Raw genomic sequence first — 16317 nt, forward strand, 5'->3', positions numbered from 1 at the left:
CACGGGTCTACGTGAGTATGGACACCATGGACCTACCCGTCATGCCGCCGCTGGAGCCGATGCTCGCCAAAGCCCAGGCGAAGGTGCCGACCGAATCCGGCGTCTGGTCCTACGAACCGAAATGGGACGGCTTCCGCGCACTGGTGTTCCGCGACGGTGACGACGTCGTGCTGATGTCCAGGAGCGGCAAGGACCTGGCGCGGTACTTCCCCGAGGTGCTCGACTTCGTGCGCGACGAACTGGCCCCGCGCTGTGTGCTCGACGGCGAGATCGTCGTCCCCCGTGAGATCGGCGGTCGCACCCGGCTGGACTGGGAGTCGCTGAGCCAGCGCATCCATCCCGCCGAATCGCGCGTGCGCAAGCTCTCCGAGGAGACCCCCGCGCATTTCATCGGTTTCGACGCACTCGCCAGCGGTGACACCTCGCTGATGAAGGAGCCGTTCCGCGCCCGGCGTCAGGCGCTCATCGAGGCTGTCTCGCACAAGCAGTGGTGTCATGTCACGCGGACCACGGAGGACCCCGGGCTCGGTGCGCAGTGGCTCGAGGAGTTCGAGGGTGCCGGTCTCGACGGTGTGATCGCCAAACGCCTCGACGGCTCGTACCTGCCGGGTAAGCGGGAGATGGTCAAGGTCAAACACGCCCGCGACGCCGACTGCGTGGCCATCGGCTACCGGATCCACAAGAGCGGGGAGGGGATCGGCTCGCTGCTGCTCGGACTGTACACCGACGAGGGCGACCTCCAGATGGTCGGCGGGGCAGCGTCTTTCACTGCCAAGGACCGGCTCAAGCTGCTCGCCGAACTCGAACCGCTGCGTGAGGGGGACGAGGTGCGGGAGGGCGATCCGAGCCGTTGGAACTCCGCGGCGGACAAGCGCTGGATACCGATCCGGCCGGAGCGGGTCGCGGAGGTGGCCTATGACCAGATGGAGGGAAACTCGGTGCAGGGGCGGAGATTCCGACATGCGGTCAAGTTCCGGCGATGGCGGCCGGACCGCGATCCGGCCAGTTGCACGTTCGACCAACTGGAAGTTCCGCTGACCTACGACCTCTTCGACGTGTTGGAGACCCAGGATGGCTAGTGCGGCAACGGAAATCGATGTCGACGGAGTCAAGGTCCGGCTGACCAACCCGGACAAACCGTACTTCCCGAAGCTCGGCAAAGACGGCACCAAGGGCAAGCTCGTCGACTACTACCTGGCCGTGGCGGACCGGATGGTGGCGCTGCTGCGGGACCGCCCCGTGCATCTGCAGCGGTTCCCCGACGGCATCGAGGGCGAGGAGATCTACCAGAAGCGGGTGCCGCAGAAGCGCCCCGACTACCTCGAGACGTGCACGGTGACCTTCCCGTCCGGCCGCACCGCCGACGCCCTGAAGATCACCCACCCGTCGGCGATCGCCTGGGCCGCTCAGATGGGAACCGTCACGTTGCACCCCTGGCAGGTCCGCTGCCCGGACACCGAGCATCCCGACGAGCTGCGGATCGATCTCGACCCGCAGCCGGGCACCGGATTCGCCGAGGCCCGCAGCGTTGCGGTCGACGTCCTCAAACCCCTGCTCGACGAACTCGGCCTGGTCGGTTACCCCAAGACCTCGGGCGGCCGTGGCGTCCACGTGTTCCTGCGCATCGCGACCGACTGGGATTTCATTGCCGTGCGACGTGCCGGCATCGCGCTGGCGCGGGAGGTCGAGCGACGCGCCCCCAATGCGGTGACCACATCGTGGTGGAAGGAAGAGCGGGGCCGGCGGCTGTTCATCGACTACAACCAGAACGCGCGCGACCGCACCTTCGCGTCGGCGTACTCGGCGCGCAAAACCCCGATCGCCACGGTGTCGACACCGTTGACGTGGGAGGAATTACGCGTCGCCGAACCCGACGACTACACGATCGCCACCGTGCCGGACTTCGTCGCCGGCCGACCGGACCCGTGGGCGGACATCGACAAGAAGGCGCAGTCGATCGACACGCTGCTGAAGATGGTCGAGGCCGACGAGGAGCGGGGCCTCGGCGACCTGCCCTATCCGCCGAACTATCCGAAAATGCCCGGCGAGCCGCCGCGCGTGCAGCCGAGTAAGAAGGTCGCGGAGCACTGGGACGAGGACGGCAACCGCCGCTAGGTCGGCACCACGCCACGAGCCTGCGGCAGCGGCAGATCGGTGTAGGTGGCGATCCCCGGTTGGGCGGCCACCACCGCCGGGATGGCGTGGATCGGTGGCATCGCCGTCATGATGTGGCCGAGGACGAAGAAGTCCTCGAGCGTCTTGGCGTTCTCGATCATGTCCTGCGGCGGCAGGAAACCCACCGACATGTTGACCGTCGGCCGCCCGTCGATGGTGATCTTCCAGCCGTCCCCGTCGAGCTGCCAGTCCGGCTCCAGCGTCGTGCCCTTCTTCCACCGCACGTTGATGTCGATGATGGTCTTGCCGCCGAGGATTCCCTGCCAACTGGCGTACACGCCCGCCACATGGCCGGCGGGTATCGTCCACGACGCCATTGCGAGATCCTCTGTGGTCTGGGCGTAGTCGGACACGCACTTGATCTCGTCGAGTTCGACACCGAGTGAGTCGGCCACCAGCTGCACAGCTTCGGCGAAGACGGCGGTGCCCGTGGCGGCCATCGGCTCCAGGTTCGGGTCGTCGATCGCGGTGCCGAAGCCGACGGGCCGCTCGGTGTCGGGGGAGTCGTAGAGCGTGGTGTCGGCGGATTCGGCGATGGTGATCTTGTCGACGCGGTCGCACGCCGTCGCGGCCACGATCGCGAGCAGTTCGGCGAAGCCCGGGCTGACCCCGGATCCGAACAGCGTCGCACCCCCGCGCTCGCACGCCTCGACCAGCCGGGCGCGCCCGTCGCCCAGATTGTGGCCGGTGATGAACGACGCGCTCGCCACCACGTTCACCCCGGCTTCGAGGATGCGCACCAGTTCGTCGACGTCGATCCACATCGGGTTGTACACCACGACATCGGGTTTCAGGGCGAGCAGCGCCTCGACGTCGTTGGTGGCGGTGATCCCGAGGGGTTCGATGCCCGCCAGTTCGCCGACGTCGCGACCCGCCTTGTCGGCCGACCAGGCGTAGCAGCCGACCAGTTCGAGATTCGGATTCGTGGTGATCGCCGCCACGGAACTCTTACCGACATTGCCGGTCGTCCACTGGACGACCCGATAGGGAGTGTTTGGCACTCGCTCAGGTTAGGGCGAGGCGCGCAGATTTTTTCCCGATCGGCGAAAATTCCCGTGCGGCTGCGTAGGGTGAGCCCGTGGGAGACGAGCGTCGCGCCCGGGGCAGACCCGCCCGGATCAGCCGCGAGCAGATCGTCGCCGCCGCGCGGCGGGCCCGCGGCCCCGAACTCACCATGCAGGCCGTCGCCGACGAACTCGGCGTCAGCCGCAAGGCCCTGCACTACTACGTCGGCAACCGACAGGGCCTGCTCACGCTCGTCGTGGTCGACCGGTTCGAAGCCGAACTCAAGCGGGTGCACCTGCCCGACGACGGCGACTGGCGCGTGGTCCTGCGCGCCTACGCCCACGCCTACCGCGACGGCATCGTCCAGGTCGGCGCGCAGATCAGTTCGGCCGCCGACCACACGCCGTTCCGCGGGGTGGGTGCGGTGGAGGTCCTCGCGCTCGCGGAGCGTGTGCTGGCCGCCCTGCTCGCCGCGGGATTCGGCGTCGACGACGCGCGGCGCGGCGTCACCGCGGTGGCGAACATCGCGCAGTCAGCCGCGCAGAACGCCATGAGCACCTCGATGCGGGACGTTCATCAGGCCGAGACCCGGGCCGCGCTCGAACGCACCCAGGAGGCCGACTATCCCGCGCTGCGTCTGGTGCTCGACAGCGCGCCCCGACCGGACGAGGGGCAGTTCGAGTTCGAACTCGACCTGGCGATCGCCGGGCTGGAACAACTGCTGCGCGGCGGTCGACCCTAGGGGCCGGGTGCCAGCGTCGCCTTCGCGGTGCGCTCCTGGCCGAAGCCGTCGATCCACGTGACGTCCACGACGTCGCCGGGGTAGAACCGGTCCAGCGTGTAGGTCAGCTGGGTGGCCGAGGTGAGGCGGTTGCCGTTGATCGCGATCAGCACGTCGCGGTCCATCAAACCGGCCGCTTCGGCGGGTCCGCCGCGCAGCACCTCCTGGATGAGGACCCCGGGCACGTCGCTCGGTGCGGTCCGCACGCCGACGCCGAGCAGCGCGGGCGGGCCGATGTGGACGGTGTCCGACGGAATCCGCGACCGGATCTGGTTCGCGACGCCGACCGCCTCGTTGATCGGGATCGCGAAGCCCTTACCCCCGGGGCCCATCCGGTAGTTCACCGAGGCCGCGGTGGTGATGCCGACGACCTGGCCCGCGCTGTTGACGACCGGTCCACCCGAATCGCCGGCCCGCACGGGTGCGGCGAACTCGATCAACCCGGTCAGTTCGTCGGAGCTGCCGGTCAGCGAGTCTTCGGCCTGGACCGTCCGCCCGAAGGCGGTGACGCTGCCGACCTCCCGGGTCAGCGGGGCAGCGGAGCCCTGCGCGTTGCCGAGGGCGACGACGGGCTCACCCGCCGCCAGCGCCGCGGAGTCGCCGATCGGGGCCACCGGCAGACCGCCCGCCCCGAGCAACTGGATCACCGCGATGTCGCGGCCACGGTCGTAGCCGACGAGTTCGGCCGGATACGACCGGCCCGCGACGGCGACGTTGACCCGGTCGGCGCCCTGGACGACGTGGAAGTTCGTGAGCACCTGACCGCCGGGGTCGAGCACGATGCCGGTGCCGGTACCGATCGCGCTCTGGTAGTCGATCTCGGTGTCGATGCGCGCCACGGCGGGCTCGACGGTGGCCGCCGCCGCGATCGGATCAGCGGGTGCGGCGCTCGAGGTGGCCGGGGAGAACGGGCCGACCAGTGCGAGTAGCGCGGCCAACACGACCGAGAGCACGGACAGCCAACGAGTACGGAGCATGCCCATGAATTGCCCTTCGACGAGGTTTTGTAACTCGGGTTCTGCTCACATTGTTCGCGATCAGACCGCGTGGTGTCGACGAAAGGGCGCTGACCTCAGTCTTCGACGGCGATTCCGCCGCGTAGACGGCGGCGTCGGCGCGAAGAATCACCCTTGCCGGACGGACGCCGGTTGCGCAACCCGCCACTCGAGGCAACAGGTTCCTCGTCAGCCGCTCCGGTCTCTTCCGTCTCGTCAGCCGCATCCGTGTCGCCCGACTCGGTGTCGACGGACTCGGTGTCGGGGTCATCCGATTCCGAGCGCTCGGCTTCCTCGGTGGTTTCTTCGGTGTCTTCAGAGTCCGCGGTGTCTTCAGGGGCCGCCTCCTGCGCCTTGCGGCGGCCGCGACGGGTCTGGGCCTTCGGCTTGAGCGGTTTCGGCGGCGGGGGCGGCAGCTCGGCGACGAACGCCAGATAGAACGCGAAGATGCCGAGCAGTGCGATCGCCGCGGCCGCGCCGTAGATGCCGAACAGCCACGGACCTGCGGAGTCGAGGTCCAGCCAGATCTCGCTGATCGCGGCGCCCAGGATCAGCACACCGGCCAGTACGTGCAGCGCGATCGACACCGTACGCAGCCGCAACGCCAACTGCGGGGTGCCGAATTCGGGGCGGCGGGTGCGCAGCAGCGTGAACACCACCGGCAGCGCGGCCAGCCCGATCAGCGCCGCGGTGACGATCCGCAGCACCGTGCCCAGTGTGGGCGACGTCGAGCCCATGAGCTCGAACCAGCGCGGCAGGACGAAGAAGAAATAGAGGACAGCAGCGATGACGGAGAACGATGCGTGCCAAATGACCGCGACCGAGCGCCGCATACTCCTCCTCGAGATTGGTGGGCCGGCGGTGCGATCAGGACCTCAGATCGCTGATCGCACCCCGGACCGAGTGCGGAGGATGCGGGATTTGAACCCGCGAGGGCTGTTAACCCAACCCGCGTTCCAGGCGAGCGCCATAGGCCACTAGGCGAATCCTCCGCGGGCAATGGTAGCCGACGAGCCGAGTGCGCCCGTCGAGGATGCGCCCGACGCGGGTATTACACTCAGGTCGGACCCCGCGCGGCGTCCATCCTGTGAACTCCCCCAGGGCCGGAAGGCAGCAAGGGTCAACGGGCTCTGGCGGGTGCGCGGGGTCCCCTGTATTTCACGGTCCGGTACGTCCTGGTGAAAGGCTCGCGGTGTCGTTCCACTCCCTCAGCCGCGACGACCTGACCGCCGAGCACGAGCGGCAACAGCGCAATTACGCCGAACTGCAGGGCAAGGGTCTGCGCCTGGACCTGACCCGCGGTAAGCCCTCGCCCGCCCAGCTCGACCTGTCGAACGCCCTGCTCGAACTCCCGGGCCGCGACGCCTACCGCGACAGCGACGGCACCGACGTCCGCAACTACGGCGGGCTGCACGGTCTGCCCGAACTGCGCGCGATCTTCGGCGAGCTGCTCGGCATCCCCGTGCCGAACCTCATCGCGGGAAACAACGCCAGCCTTGAGCTGATGCACGACACCGTGGTGTTCTCGCTGCTGCACGGCGGTGTCGACTCACCGCGGCCGTGGATCGCCGAGCCGGTCGTCAAATTCCTGTGCCCGGCGCCTGGCTATGACCGGCACTTCGCGCTCACCGAGAACCTCGGTATCGAGATGATCCCCGTGCCGATGCTCGAAGACGGCCCCGACGTCGACCTCATCGAGGAACTCGTCGCCGCCGACCCGGCCATCAAGGGCATGTGGTGCGTCCCGGTGTTCGGCAACCCCACCGGTGTCACCTACTCCTGGGAGGTCGTCCGCCGGCTGGTCCAGATGCGCACGGTGGCAACGGATTTCCGGTTGTTCTGGGACAACGCCTACGCCGTCCACACTCTGACACCCGACTTCATGCGGCAGATCGACGTCCTGGGCCTGGCCGCCGCGGCGGGTAACCAGAACCGGCCGCTGGTGTTCGCCTCGACCAGCAAGATCACCTTCGCCGGGGCCGGCGTCAGCTTCCTGGGCGGCTCGCTGGGCAACATCGCGTGGTACCTGCAGCACGCGGGCAAGAAGTCGATCGGCCCGGACAAGGTCAACCAGTTGCGGCACCTGAAGTTCTTCGGGGACGCCGACGGTGTGCGGCTGCACATGCAGCGCCACCGGGAACTGCTGGCGCCGAAGTTCGCGCTCGTCGGTCAGGTCCTCGAGGACCGGCTGGGCGAGTCGAAGATAGCCTCGTGGACCGATCCCAAGGGCGGGTACTTCGTCAGCCTCGACGTGTGGCCGGGCACCGCCAGGCGCACGGTTGCGCTGGCCAAAGACGCGGGTATCGCGGTGACCGAGGCCGGTTCCGCCTTCCCGTACCGAAAAGACCCCGAGGACAAGAACATCCGGATCGCCCCGTCGTTCCCCTCAGAGGACGACCTGCGGTCGGCCATCGACGGTCTGGCGACGTGTGCGCTGCTGGCCGCCACCGAGTCACTGCTCGGTTGACCATCCGTCGTAGTCCGTCGGTAGCCTGCTGACCGTGGCGCTCTACCGCAAGTACCGACCGGCGACCTTCGCGGAGGTGGTCGGGCAGGAGCATGTCACCGAGCCGCTGTCGACCGCGCTGTCGGCGGGCCGCATCAACCACGCATATTTGTTCTCCGGCCCACGTGGCTGTGGGAAGACGTCGTCGGCACGCATCCTGGCCCGCTCGCTCAACTGCGAGCAGGGGCCGACCCCGACGCCCTGTGGAACGTGCGACTCGTGTGTGGCGCTGGCTCCCAACGGCCCGGGCAACATGGACGTCACCGAACTCGACGCGGCGAGCCACGGCGGTGTCGACGACACTCGTGAACTGCGGGACCGGGCGTTCTACGCGCCCGCGCAGTCGCGCTATCGCATCTTCATCGTCGACGAAGCCCACATGGTCACCACCGCGGGCTTCAACGCGCTGCTCAAGATCGTCGAGGAGCCGCCGGAGCATCTGATCTTCGTGTTCGCCACCACCGAACCGGAGAAGGTGCTGCCGACGATCCGGTCGCGCACCCACCACTACCCGTTCCGGCTGTTGGCGCCCAAGACGATGCGCACGCTGCTGGAACGGATCTGCGCCGACGAGGGCGTCAGCGTCGACGACGCGGTGTACCCGCTGGTGATCCGCGCCGGCGGCGGTTCGCCCCGCGACACGTTGTCGGTGCTCGACCAGCTGCTGGCCGGCGCGGCGGGCAACCGGGTGGAGTACGGCCGCGCACTGGCGCTGCTGGGGGCCACCGACGTCGCGCTGATCGACGATGCGGTCGACGCGCTGGCCGCCGGGGATGCCGCCGCGCTGTTCGGCGCGGTCGAATCGGTGATCGACGCCGGACACGATCCGCGACGGTTCGCGGTCGACCTGCTCGAGAGGTTCCGCGATCTGATCGTGCTGCAGGCGGTGCCGGACGCCGCCGCGCGCGGTGTGGTCGACGCGCCCGGTGACGTGCTGGAGCGGATGCGGGATCAGGCCGCCCGGCTGGGGTCCGCGACACTGACCCGCTATGCCGAGGTCGTCCACGCCGGGCTGGGGGAGATGCGCGGGGCCACCGCACCGCGACTGCTGCTCGAGGTGGTGTGCGCCCGGCTGTTGCTGCCGTCGGCCAGCGACACGGAATCGGCTCTGCTGCAACGCGTCGAGCGCATCGAGACCCGCCTCGAGATGTCGATACCCGCGTCCGACATGCCCGCGGCCGCTCGCCCCGTCGAACCGGCGAAGACGTTCACCCGCAGGAGTCAGGTGGCCGATGCGCCGGCCCCGGCCCCTGCTCCCGTTGAGATCCGTCCGGAACCGCCCGCGCCACCCGTGGCGCCACCGCCTGCGCCTGCGCCGCCGCCCTCTCCGCCCCCGGGGCGCCCACCCGCCGAACCGGTGGTCGAAGCGCCCGCGGCGGCACCGCCGCCGGCCGCCGGTGCGCCCAATGCGGCTGCGGTGCGCAGCATGTGGACGACGGTGCGGGAGAAGGTCCGGCAGCGCAGCCGCACGATCGATGTGATGCTGGCCGGTGCGATCGTCCGCACGGTCGAGGGTGACACACTGGTGTTGAGCCACGAATCGGCACCGCTGGCGAAACGGCTTGTCGAGCAACGGAACTCCGACGTGATCCGCGAAGCGCTCAAGGATGCGCTCGGTGTGGACTGGAAGATCCGATGCGAGGCGGGCGGTGGTCCCGCGCCGGCTGTGGTCGCCGAGCCGGCACGTCCCGCCCCCGTCGCCGATCCGCCGCCCCCGGAGGACGACGAGGAGAGCATGCTGGCCGAAGCGGTGCGCGAGGAGGCAGGGCCCCGTCGTGACCCCGAGGAAGCCGCGCTCGAACTACTGCAGAACGAACTCGGCGCTCGCCGGATCGACGGGAGCTAGCGAGCAGCTACGCCGACCACCACGGCCGCAGCGGCAGCCCGCCGTCATTGCCGCGCTCGTCCAGCTTGACCGCCAGAACCTGGTGCAGCTGAACGATGTTCGTCTCGAAGCCGAGCCGTGACCCCGCCATGTAGAGACCCCACACCTTCGCGGTGCCCAGCCCCACCTCGGCGACCGCCTCGTCCCAGTGCTCGACGAGGTTGCGGCACCAGTCGCGCAGCGTCATCGCATAGTGGTGGCGCAGATTCTCCTCGTGCACCACCTCGAGGCCGACGTTCTGCGCCTCGGTGATGATGCGGCCCGAGCCGGTGAGCTCCCCGTCGGGGAACACGTAACGGTCGATGAAGCCACCGGCGGTCGGCGCGGAATGGTTGTCCGGCCGGGTGATGCAGTGGTTGAGGAGCAGCCCGCCGTTGCGCAACTTCGACTGCAGGAACCGGAAATACGACGGATAGTTGTGCACACCGATGTGCTCGGTCAGCCCGATCGACGACACCGCGTCGAACCCGATCTCGCGCACGTCGCGGTAGTCGCTGTGCCGGATCTCCGCGAGCTCGGTCAGCCCCTCGTCGGCGATCGCCTTCTGACCCCACAGCGCCTGTTCCTTCGACAGTGTGACGCCGACGGTCTTCACCCCGTGTCGGGCCGCGTACCGCACCATGCCACCCCAGCCGCACCCGAGGTCGAGCAGGCGGGCACCGGGCTGCAGGCGCAGCTTCTCGAACACCAACCGGTACTTGTTCTCCTGCGCCTCCTCCAGCGTCGCGTCCGGCTGCGGATAGCACGCGCACGTGTAGGTCATCGACGGTCCGAGCACCCACTCGTAGAACGTGTTCGACACGTCGTAGTGGTGGTGGATCACCTCGGCGTCACGAGCCTTGCTGTGCCGCAACCCCTCGGCGATCCGGCGCCACCGCGGCAGCGCCTCCTGCGGCGGCGGGGCGATCGGCTTGAAATGCTCCAAACCGATGGAGCGCACGACGTTGCGCAGCACCTTCGCCGGCGGCAACTTGAAGTTCATCTTCTCGGTCAGCGCGCGCAGCAACTCGTACGGATCCCCAGGATGGACGCCCGTGAGCTCCAGGTCGCCGGAGACGTACGCGCGAGCCAGGCCCAGATCACCCGGCGCGGTGGCCAGATACGTGGTGCCGCGCGGCGTCTTGAGGTGCAGGCCGAGCTCGGCGTCCGCCGGCCCCGCCGTACTGCCGTCGTACGCACTGAACTTCAACGGTTCCTGACCCGCGACGAAGAGCTCGAGGATCTCCGCCAGCGTCAGCTTCTGGTCCGGTACGCGTTTCGTCATAGCTGCCTCCACAATGCTCGCGCCATCACTCATCGTCTCTGCACCGCCTTGGCATACAGATTGAGCAGACGTGAATCAGGGTCGTATGCCTTCTTGACCGTCTTGTATGTCTCGCCGCCGTAGAGTTCGTCGAACTCCTCCCGGGGGTAGTACGCATCTGAATACAGCGATTTGTGCCCGTCGAGTTCGCTGACCTTGCGTTCGATGAGCCGGTTGGTGAAACCCTCGTCGGGGCCGACCGGCACCGACGACCAGAAGCCCACGTTGACGTACGTGTGGCTCGGGCGGATCGGGTACAGCGGCCAGCTGCTCTCGTCCCGTAACCGCAACGGGCACAACCAGATCGGTTCGATCGGCACGTTCTCCAGGAACCATGCCAGGAATTCGGCGGTGCGGCAGATCGGCACCTCGACGTCCTGGACGACCCGCTCCCGGGGCGGACGGCCGTTGCGGATCTCGATCCGATCGGCGATGTCGAACCGCTGGTCGTAGCCGATCAGCTTCCAGTAGAAGCTGCTGCGGCGGTAGCGGTGCGGCCAGAACCGCCGGATCTTCGGGTTCTGCGCGCCGAATGCCCGTGAGCACCAGAACCAGTCGGTGTCCCAGCGCCACAGGTAGTCGTGGATGGTCAACCGGTCGTGCTTCTCACCGGCGGAGTGCTGGATCGAGCGGTAGTAGATCTGCCGGCCGGTGTAGTCGCTGACCGGACCGGGCGTCGCGGTCCGCACCCCGACGCACAGGTAGCTCTCCTCCGCGCTGAACACCACGCCATCGAGGTAGTCGACGGGTTCGCCGTCGAGACCGCCGGTCTCCACGATGCGGTCCATCGCATCGACCAACTCGGTCAGCGAGTGGAAACGCAGATGCCGCAGTGCGACGAACGGTTTGACCGGTTCGAGTTCGATTTTCAACCGCACCGAGTACCCGAGCGTGCCGTAGGAGTTCGGGAAGGCGTGAAAGAGGTCGGGATGGCGGTCGCGGCTCGCGGTGAGGACCTCCCCGGAACCGGTCAGGATGTCCATCTCCAGCACCGACTCGTGCGGCAGGCCGTTGCGGAACGACGTGGACTCGATACCGAGCCCCGTCACCGCACCGCCGAGGGTGATGGTCTTGAGCTGCGGTACCACCAGCGGCGCCAGACCGTACGGCAGCGTCGCCGCGACGAGGGTCTCGTAGGTGCACATGCCCGCGACGTCGGCGGTACGCGCATCGGGGTCGACGGCGATCACGCCGGTCAGTCCGGACACGTCGAGACCCTTGACGGTGCTCTTGGCGCGGGCACGGAACAGGTTGGAGGTTGGTTTGGCGAGGCGCACTGCGGCCGTCTGCGGAATCGCCCGGTAGCTGGCGAGTAGCCGCTCCACGCCTTCGGCGTGAGCAGCCCGTGCGTCGGTTGGGGCAACAGACACGGATATACGCTAGTCCGCGGCCGCAGCCGATGCGACCGCACCGCCACGAAGGAGTGTCACATCATGGGACAGGTCAGCGCGTCGAGCACCGTCATGATCAACGCCGAACCGGCGGCAGTCCTGGCCGCTGTCGCCGACTACCAGACCGTCCGGCCCAAGATCCTCTCCGAGCACTACCGCGACTACCGGGTGATCGAGGGCGGGCAGGGTGCGGGGACCGTCGCCACCTGGAAGCTGCAGGCCACCAAATCGCGCGTCCGGGACGTCAAGGCCACCGTCGACGTGGCCGGCCACACCGTGATCGAGAAGGACGCCAACTCCACGCTGGTCACCAACTACACCGTCGCTCCGGCGGGGCCGGGCTCCTCGGTGACGGTCAAGACGTCGTGGACCGGCGCCGGCGGCGTCAAGGGCTTCTTCGAGAAGACCTTCGCGCCGCTGGGACTGAAGAAGATCCAGGCGCAGGTCCTCGAGAACCTCAAGCGTGAGGTCGAGAAGGGCGCCTGACCCGCCGTTCAGGACAGCGCCAGGAACGCGGCGATACCGCGGACGACCGCGTCGGCGTAGCGCTGTCTGCCCTCGGCGGTCTTCATCACCGCCGAATCGGCCGGGTTCTTCATATTGCCCAGCTCCACCAGGATCGACGGGTACTGCGCGAGGTTGAGCCCGGCGATGTCGCTGCGCGGGTTCAGGCCACCCGAACCGATGTAGGTCGACGGGACGAATCCGGATCCGGACAGCTGATCGCGCATGACCTGCGCGAACTGTACGGCCGGCCCGGCCTGCGCCTCGTTGAGCGGGGGCGACGAATACAGCACGTGGAAGCCGCGTCCGGTCGGCGGACCGCCGTCGGCGTGGACGGACACGATCGCGTTGGGCCGCACGGAGTTGGCCAGGGCGGCGCGCTCGTCGACGCACGGGCCGAGCGCGTTGTCGTTGCCCCGCGACATCGCGGTGCGCACGCCGAGCGCGGTCAGCGCCTGGCGGATGCGCAGCGTGGTGTCCCAGGCGAACGTGTGCTCCGGATAGCCGTCCTCGGTCGACGTGCCGCTGGCCTGACAGTCCTTCGTGCCGCCGCGGCCGGTGGGCACCTGCCTGCTGATCGAGGCGTCGTTGGCGCCGTTGTGGCCGGGGTCGAGGAACACGATCTTCCCGGCGATGTTCGCGGGCGCGGCGGATGCGGGAGCGGCGAACGTCGTCGTGGCAAATGTGGAGGCGGCGACGAGCAGGCTGGTGGCGATCGCGGCTCCGACACGCAGGCTGGCAGGCACGGGCGCCACCGTAGCCCGCGTGCCGACTAGGCTTAAAGCCCGAAGCGCCGGATACGGGCGAGAGAAACCAAGTCGAGACCAACGCGACATCAACACGCAAGGGGACCAGGCATGCAACCCGGTGGCCAGCCCGATATGTCGGCACTGCTCGCGCAGGCCCAGCAGATGCAGCAGCAACTCATGGAGGCGCAGGAGTCCCTGGCCAATTCCGAGGTGCACGGTCAGGCCGGCGGCGGTCTGGTGCAGGTCACGATGAAGGGCAGCGGTGAGGTCACGTCGGTGGCCATCGACCCCAAGGTCGTCGACCCCGACGACGTCGAGACGCTGCAGGACCTCGTCGTCGGTGCGATCGCCGACGCCGCCAAGCAGGTCACCATCCTGGCCCACGACCGGCTCGGGCCGCTCGCGGGCGGTATGGGCGGCCTGGGGATCCCGGGCCTCTGACTTGTTCGAGGGGCCCGTCCAGGATCTGATCGACGAACTCGGCAAGCTGCCGGGGATCGGCCCGAAGAGCGCTCAGCGCATCGCTTTTCACCTGTTGAGCGTCGAGCCGCCCGACATCGACCGGTTGACGGCGGTGCTCAACCGGATCCGCGACGGCGTGAAGTTCTGCGAGGTGTGCGGCAACGTCTCCGACGCCGACCGCTGCCGCATCTGCTCCGATCCGCGCCGCGACGCGTCGCTGGTGTGCGTGGTCGAGGAACCCAAGGATGTGCAGGCCGTCGAGCGCACGCGTGAGTTCCGCGGCCGCTACCACGTGCTGGGCGGGGCCCTCGACCCGTTGAGTGGGGTGGGGCCGGATCAACTGCGCATCCGCGAGCTGTTGAACCGGATCGGCGAGCGGGTCGACGGCGTCGACGTGGCCGAGGTCATCATCGCCACCGACCCGAACACCGAGGGGGAGGCGACGGCCACGTATCTGGTGCGGATGCTGCGCGACATCCCCGGGTTGACCGTCACGCGGATCGCCTCGGGGCTGCCGATGGGCGGCGATCTCGAATTCGCCGACGAGCTCACGCTGGGCCGCGCGCTGGCCGGCCGCCGCGCGATGGCCTAGGCGCGGCGCGGGGCCGCCAGGCGTTCGCGCCGCAGCTGCGCCACCTCGTCGAGGTCCAGTGGCGGCAGGTCGCCGACGACCTTGCTGAGCAGATGATCGGCCAACTCCGGATTGCGGGCCAGGCACGGGCCGTGCAGGTACGTCGCGACGACGCTGCCCTGTACCGCTCCGTCGAACCCGTCCCCGTCCCGGTTGCCCGCACCCTTCTCGACCCGGGCCAGCGGAGCGGCCTCCGGGCCCAGAACAGTTCCGCCCCTGTGGTTTTCGAAGCCGGTCAATTTCTCGGACAGGCCGGCGACCAGCGGCTGGGACACCACTTCACCGATCGTGCGGACCGGCTGCGGTGAGGTCGTGACATCGAGCATCCCGACGCCGTCGACGCGTTCCCCCGAGGACGTCTCATACCAGTGGCCGAGCACCTGGATGGCCGCGCAGATGGCCAGCACCGGGGCCCCGCGCGAGGCGGCCTGCTGCAGACCCGGATAGCGCTGCAGGTGTTTGGTCGCCAGCCGCTGCGCGTAGTCCTCGGCACCGCCGAGGGTGTAGAGGTCGAGTTCGGCGGGCACCGGGTCCGCGAGCGTGATCTCGACGACCTCGGCGTCGATACCGCGCAACCGCAACCGCTGCCGCAACACCACCGAGTTGCCGCCGTCGCCGTAGGTGCCCATCACGTCGGGCAGCACCAGCCCGATCCGCACGGTCGATTCAGGCATGGGGTAACCGCCGGTTGAGTTGCAGGAACGCCGTGTAGTTCGCGATCACCTCGACGTGACCGGGCGGACAGGACTTGATCGCGGCGAGGGTGTCGTGCACCAGCGTGTGCTCGACGCCCGCGTAGCCGAGCCGCACTGCGAGGTCGGTGCCGCGTTCACCGGCGGCCACGACCCGGACCTGCTCGAAATGCTCGAACCGGACGTCCCACAGCCACGATAGATCCTCCCCGTCGGGAACCTGTCCGTTGACCGCGATCACCACCCCGGCGCCGTGTTTGTCGACCATCGACAGCGCCTCCTGCCAGCCGGCGGGGTTCTTGGCCAGCAGCACCCGCGCGGTGTGGTCGCCGAGGCGCACGGTGCGGTACCGGCCGGCCACCTCGTCGACCCCGGACACCGCCTCGACGGCGGCCTTGGGATCCGCGCCGAGGGTCACCGCGGCCGCGACGGCCTGTGCGGCGTTGCCGCGGTTGACCGCACCGGGCAGGGCGAGGGTCATCGGCAGCGACAGCCCGTCCGGTCCGTGCAGGTGGGTGTCGTCGTACCACCACTGCGGCGTCGGCCGCTTGAAATCGATGCCGGTCGAGTACCAGTCGGCGCCGTCGCGGACGATGACCTCGCCGGAGCGGGGACAGCTCACCGAGTCGTTGGCCCAACTGCCGCCCGCGGCCACCCACACCACCGAGGGGTGGTCGTAGGCCGCCGACGTCATCAGCACGTCGTCGCAGTTGGCCACCACGACCGCCTTCGGATGCCGGGCCAGACCGGCGCGCAGGGTGCGCTCGATGTGGTTGATCTCACCGACGCGGTCGAGCTGGTCGCGCGACAGGTTGAGCAGCACGACGACGGACGGGTCGACGGCGTCGGACACGTGCGGCACGTGCATCTCGTCGACCTCGAGCGCCGCCAGCGTCGCGTCGCGGTCGGCGGCGAGGGCGGCGACCAGGCCGGCGTCCATGTTGGCGCCCTCGGCGTTGGTGGCCACCGCGCCGAGGGTGCCCAGCGCCGCCGCGGTCATCCGCGTGGTGGTGGACTTGCCGTTTGTGCCGGTGATGACGACCGTGCGCCTGCCCTTACCGAGCTGCGCGAGGATCGACCGGTCCAACGTCATCGCGACCAGGCCGCCGATCATCGCGCCCGCACCGCGGCCGGTGACACGCGACGCCCACCGGGCGGCGGCTCCGGCCGTCAGGGCGGCGCGTCCTCGAGGGGTGACCATCCCCGGCAGTTTAGGGGTCCGACACGCACCGCTGCGA

16 protein-coding genes, 1 tRNA gene and 1 other RNA gene are annotated in these 16317 nt (G+C 68.9%); 9 read left to right on the top strand and 9 right to left on the bottom strand.

The window, feature by feature from the left end; translation table 11 throughout:
• The first annotated feature begins 17 nt into the window (after nt 1-17).
• Both G6N49_RS26005 and ligD read left to right on the top strand, forming a co-directional pair.
• On the top strand, nt 18-1079 hold the full coding sequence (locus G6N49_RS26005; RefSeq protein ID WP_011562292.1) for an ATP-dependent DNA ligase: 1062 nt from the start codon (nt 18-20) through the stop codon (nt 1077-1079).
• Nucleotides 1072-2115, top strand: coding sequence for a non-homologous end-joining DNA ligase (ligD, locus tag G6N49_RS26010; RefSeq protein WP_011562291.1), 1044 nt, complete (start codon nt 1072-1074; stop codon nt 2113-2115). The genes G6N49_RS26005 and ligD overlap by 8 nt, the downstream gene beginning before the upstream one ends.
• On the opposite strand, the gene G6N49_RS26015 is transcribed toward ligD, so the two are convergent.
• Entirely contained in the window at nt 2112-3176 is a 1065-nt protein-coding gene (locus G6N49_RS26015) for an NAD(P)H-dependent amine dehydrogenase family protein (protein WP_064917328.1), read from the bottom strand. The genes ligD and G6N49_RS26015 overlap by 4 nt on opposite strands.
• Nucleotides 3177-3253: 77 nt before the next feature.
• Between G6N49_RS26015 and G6N49_RS26020 the strand changes: the two genes are divergently transcribed.
• A complete protein-coding gene (locus G6N49_RS26020) occupies nt 3254-3922 on the top strand; it encodes a TetR/AcrR family transcriptional regulator (protein WP_064917329.1) in 669 nt (222 codons plus the stop codon).
• On the opposite strand, the gene G6N49_RS26025 is transcribed toward G6N49_RS26020, so the two are convergent.
• The 3 genes from G6N49_RS26025 to G6N49_RS26035 all read right to left on the bottom strand — a co-directional run bounded on the left by G6N49_RS26025 (nt 3919) and on the right by G6N49_RS26035 (nt 5948).
• On the bottom strand, nt 3919-4944 hold the full coding sequence (locus G6N49_RS26025; RefSeq protein WP_011562288.1) for a S1C family serine protease: 1026 nt from the start codon (nt 4942-4944) through the stop codon (nt 3919-3921). The two genes, G6N49_RS26020 and G6N49_RS26025, sit on opposite strands and share 4 nt — an antisense overlap.
• 89 nt (nt 4945-5033) lie before the next feature.
• On the bottom strand, nt 5034-5789 hold the full coding sequence (locus G6N49_RS26030) for a lipid uptake coordinator LucA (protein ID WP_064875129.1): 756 nt from the start codon (nt 5787-5789) through the stop codon (nt 5034-5036).
• 73 nt (nt 5790-5862) lie between these two features.
• Nucleotides 5863-5948, bottom strand: a tRNA-Ser gene (locus G6N49_RS26035).
• A 69-nt stretch (nt 5949-6017) separates the two neighbouring features.
• Between G6N49_RS26035 and ffs the strand changes: the two genes are divergently transcribed.
• The 3 genes from ffs (at nt 6018) to G6N49_RS26050 (ending at nt 9308) form a co-directional block, all read left to right on the top strand.
• An RNA gene (gene ffs, locus G6N49_RS26040) (signal recognition particle sRNA small type) lies at nt 6018-6112 on the top strand.
• A 36-nt stretch (nt 6113-6148) separates the two neighbouring features.
• On the top strand, nt 6149-7423 hold the full coding sequence (locus tag G6N49_RS26045; RefSeq protein WP_083045315.1) for an aspartate aminotransferase type Ic: 1275 nt from the start codon (nt 6149-6151) through the stop codon (nt 7421-7423).
• 34 nt (nt 7424-7457) lie between these two features.
• Complete coding sequence (locus tag G6N49_RS26050) at nt 7458-9308, top strand: DNA polymerase III subunits gamma/tau (protein WP_083045314.1); 1851 nt, start codon at nt 7458-7460, stop codon at nt 9306-9308.
• Between the two features lie 7 nt (nt 9309-9315).
• Here the strand turns inward: G6N49_RS26050 and G6N49_RS26055 are convergent, their stop codons facing one another.
• Together G6N49_RS26055 and G6N49_RS26060 are read right to left on the bottom strand one after the other, a co-directional pair.
• Nucleotides 9316-10611, bottom strand: a complete 1296-nt coding sequence (locus G6N49_RS26055) for a class I SAM-dependent methyltransferase (protein WP_011562284.1) — start codon at nt 10609-10611, stop codon at nt 9316-9318.
• Nucleotides 10612-10640: 29 nt separating this feature from the next.
• On the bottom strand, nt 10641-12020 hold the full coding sequence (locus tag G6N49_RS26060; protein ID WP_083045313.1) for an FAD-binding oxidoreductase: 1380 nt from the start codon (nt 12018-12020) through the stop codon (nt 10641-10643).
• A 63-nt stretch (nt 12021-12083) separates the two neighbouring features.
• On the opposite strand from G6N49_RS26060, the gene G6N49_RS26065 reads away from it, so the two are divergent.
• Nucleotides 12084-12527 carry an SRPBCC family protein gene (locus tag G6N49_RS26065; RefSeq protein ID WP_011562282.1) on the top strand — a complete coding sequence of 148 codons (444 nt, stop codon included), beginning with the start codon at nt 12084-12086 and terminating at the stop codon, nt 12525-12527.
• A gap of 8 nt (nt 12528-12535) precedes the next feature.
• Here the strand turns inward: G6N49_RS26065 and G6N49_RS26070 are convergent, their stop codons facing one another.
• Nucleotides 12536-13291 (bottom strand): Rv3717 family N-acetylmuramoyl-L-alanine amidase, encoded by a 756-nt coding sequence (locus tag G6N49_RS26070; protein ID WP_011562281.1) that lies wholly within the window; start codon nt 13289-13291, stop codon nt 12536-12538.
• A gap of 111 nt (nt 13292-13402) precedes the next feature.
• Between G6N49_RS26070 and G6N49_RS26075 the strand changes: the two genes are divergently transcribed.
• Nucleotides 13403-13735 (top strand): YbaB/EbfC family nucleoid-associated protein, encoded by a 333-nt coding sequence (locus G6N49_RS26075; RefSeq protein WP_011562280.1) that lies wholly within the window; start codon nt 13403-13405, stop codon nt 13733-13735.
• 1 nt (nt 13736) lies between these two features.
• Nucleotides 13737-14348 carry a recombination mediator RecR gene (recR, locus tag G6N49_RS26080; protein ID WP_011562279.1) on the top strand — a complete coding sequence of 204 codons (612 nt, stop codon included), beginning with the start codon at nt 13737-13739 and terminating at the stop codon, nt 14346-14348.
• On the opposite strand, the gene G6N49_RS26085 is transcribed toward recR, so the two are convergent.
• Nucleotides 14345-15061 carry a type 1 glutamine amidotransferase gene (locus G6N49_RS26085; protein ID WP_083045312.1) on the bottom strand — a complete coding sequence of 239 codons (717 nt, stop codon included), beginning with the start codon at nt 15059-15061 and terminating at the stop codon, nt 14345-14347. The genes recR and G6N49_RS26085 overlap by 4 nt on opposite strands.
• On the bottom strand, nt 15054-16280 hold the full coding sequence (locus tag G6N49_RS26090; RefSeq protein ID WP_083045311.1) for a Mur ligase family protein: 1227 nt from the start codon (nt 16278-16280) through the stop codon (nt 15054-15056). The genes G6N49_RS26085 and G6N49_RS26090 overlap by 8 nt, the downstream gene beginning before the upstream one ends.
• Nucleotides 16281-16317: the final 37 nt, after the last annotated feature.

Origin of the sequence: Mycolicibacterium monacense, from assembly GCF_010731575.1 — a bacterium.
GTDB lineage: Bacteria > Actinomycetota > Actinomycetes > Mycobacteriales > Mycobacteriaceae > Mycobacterium > Mycobacterium monacense.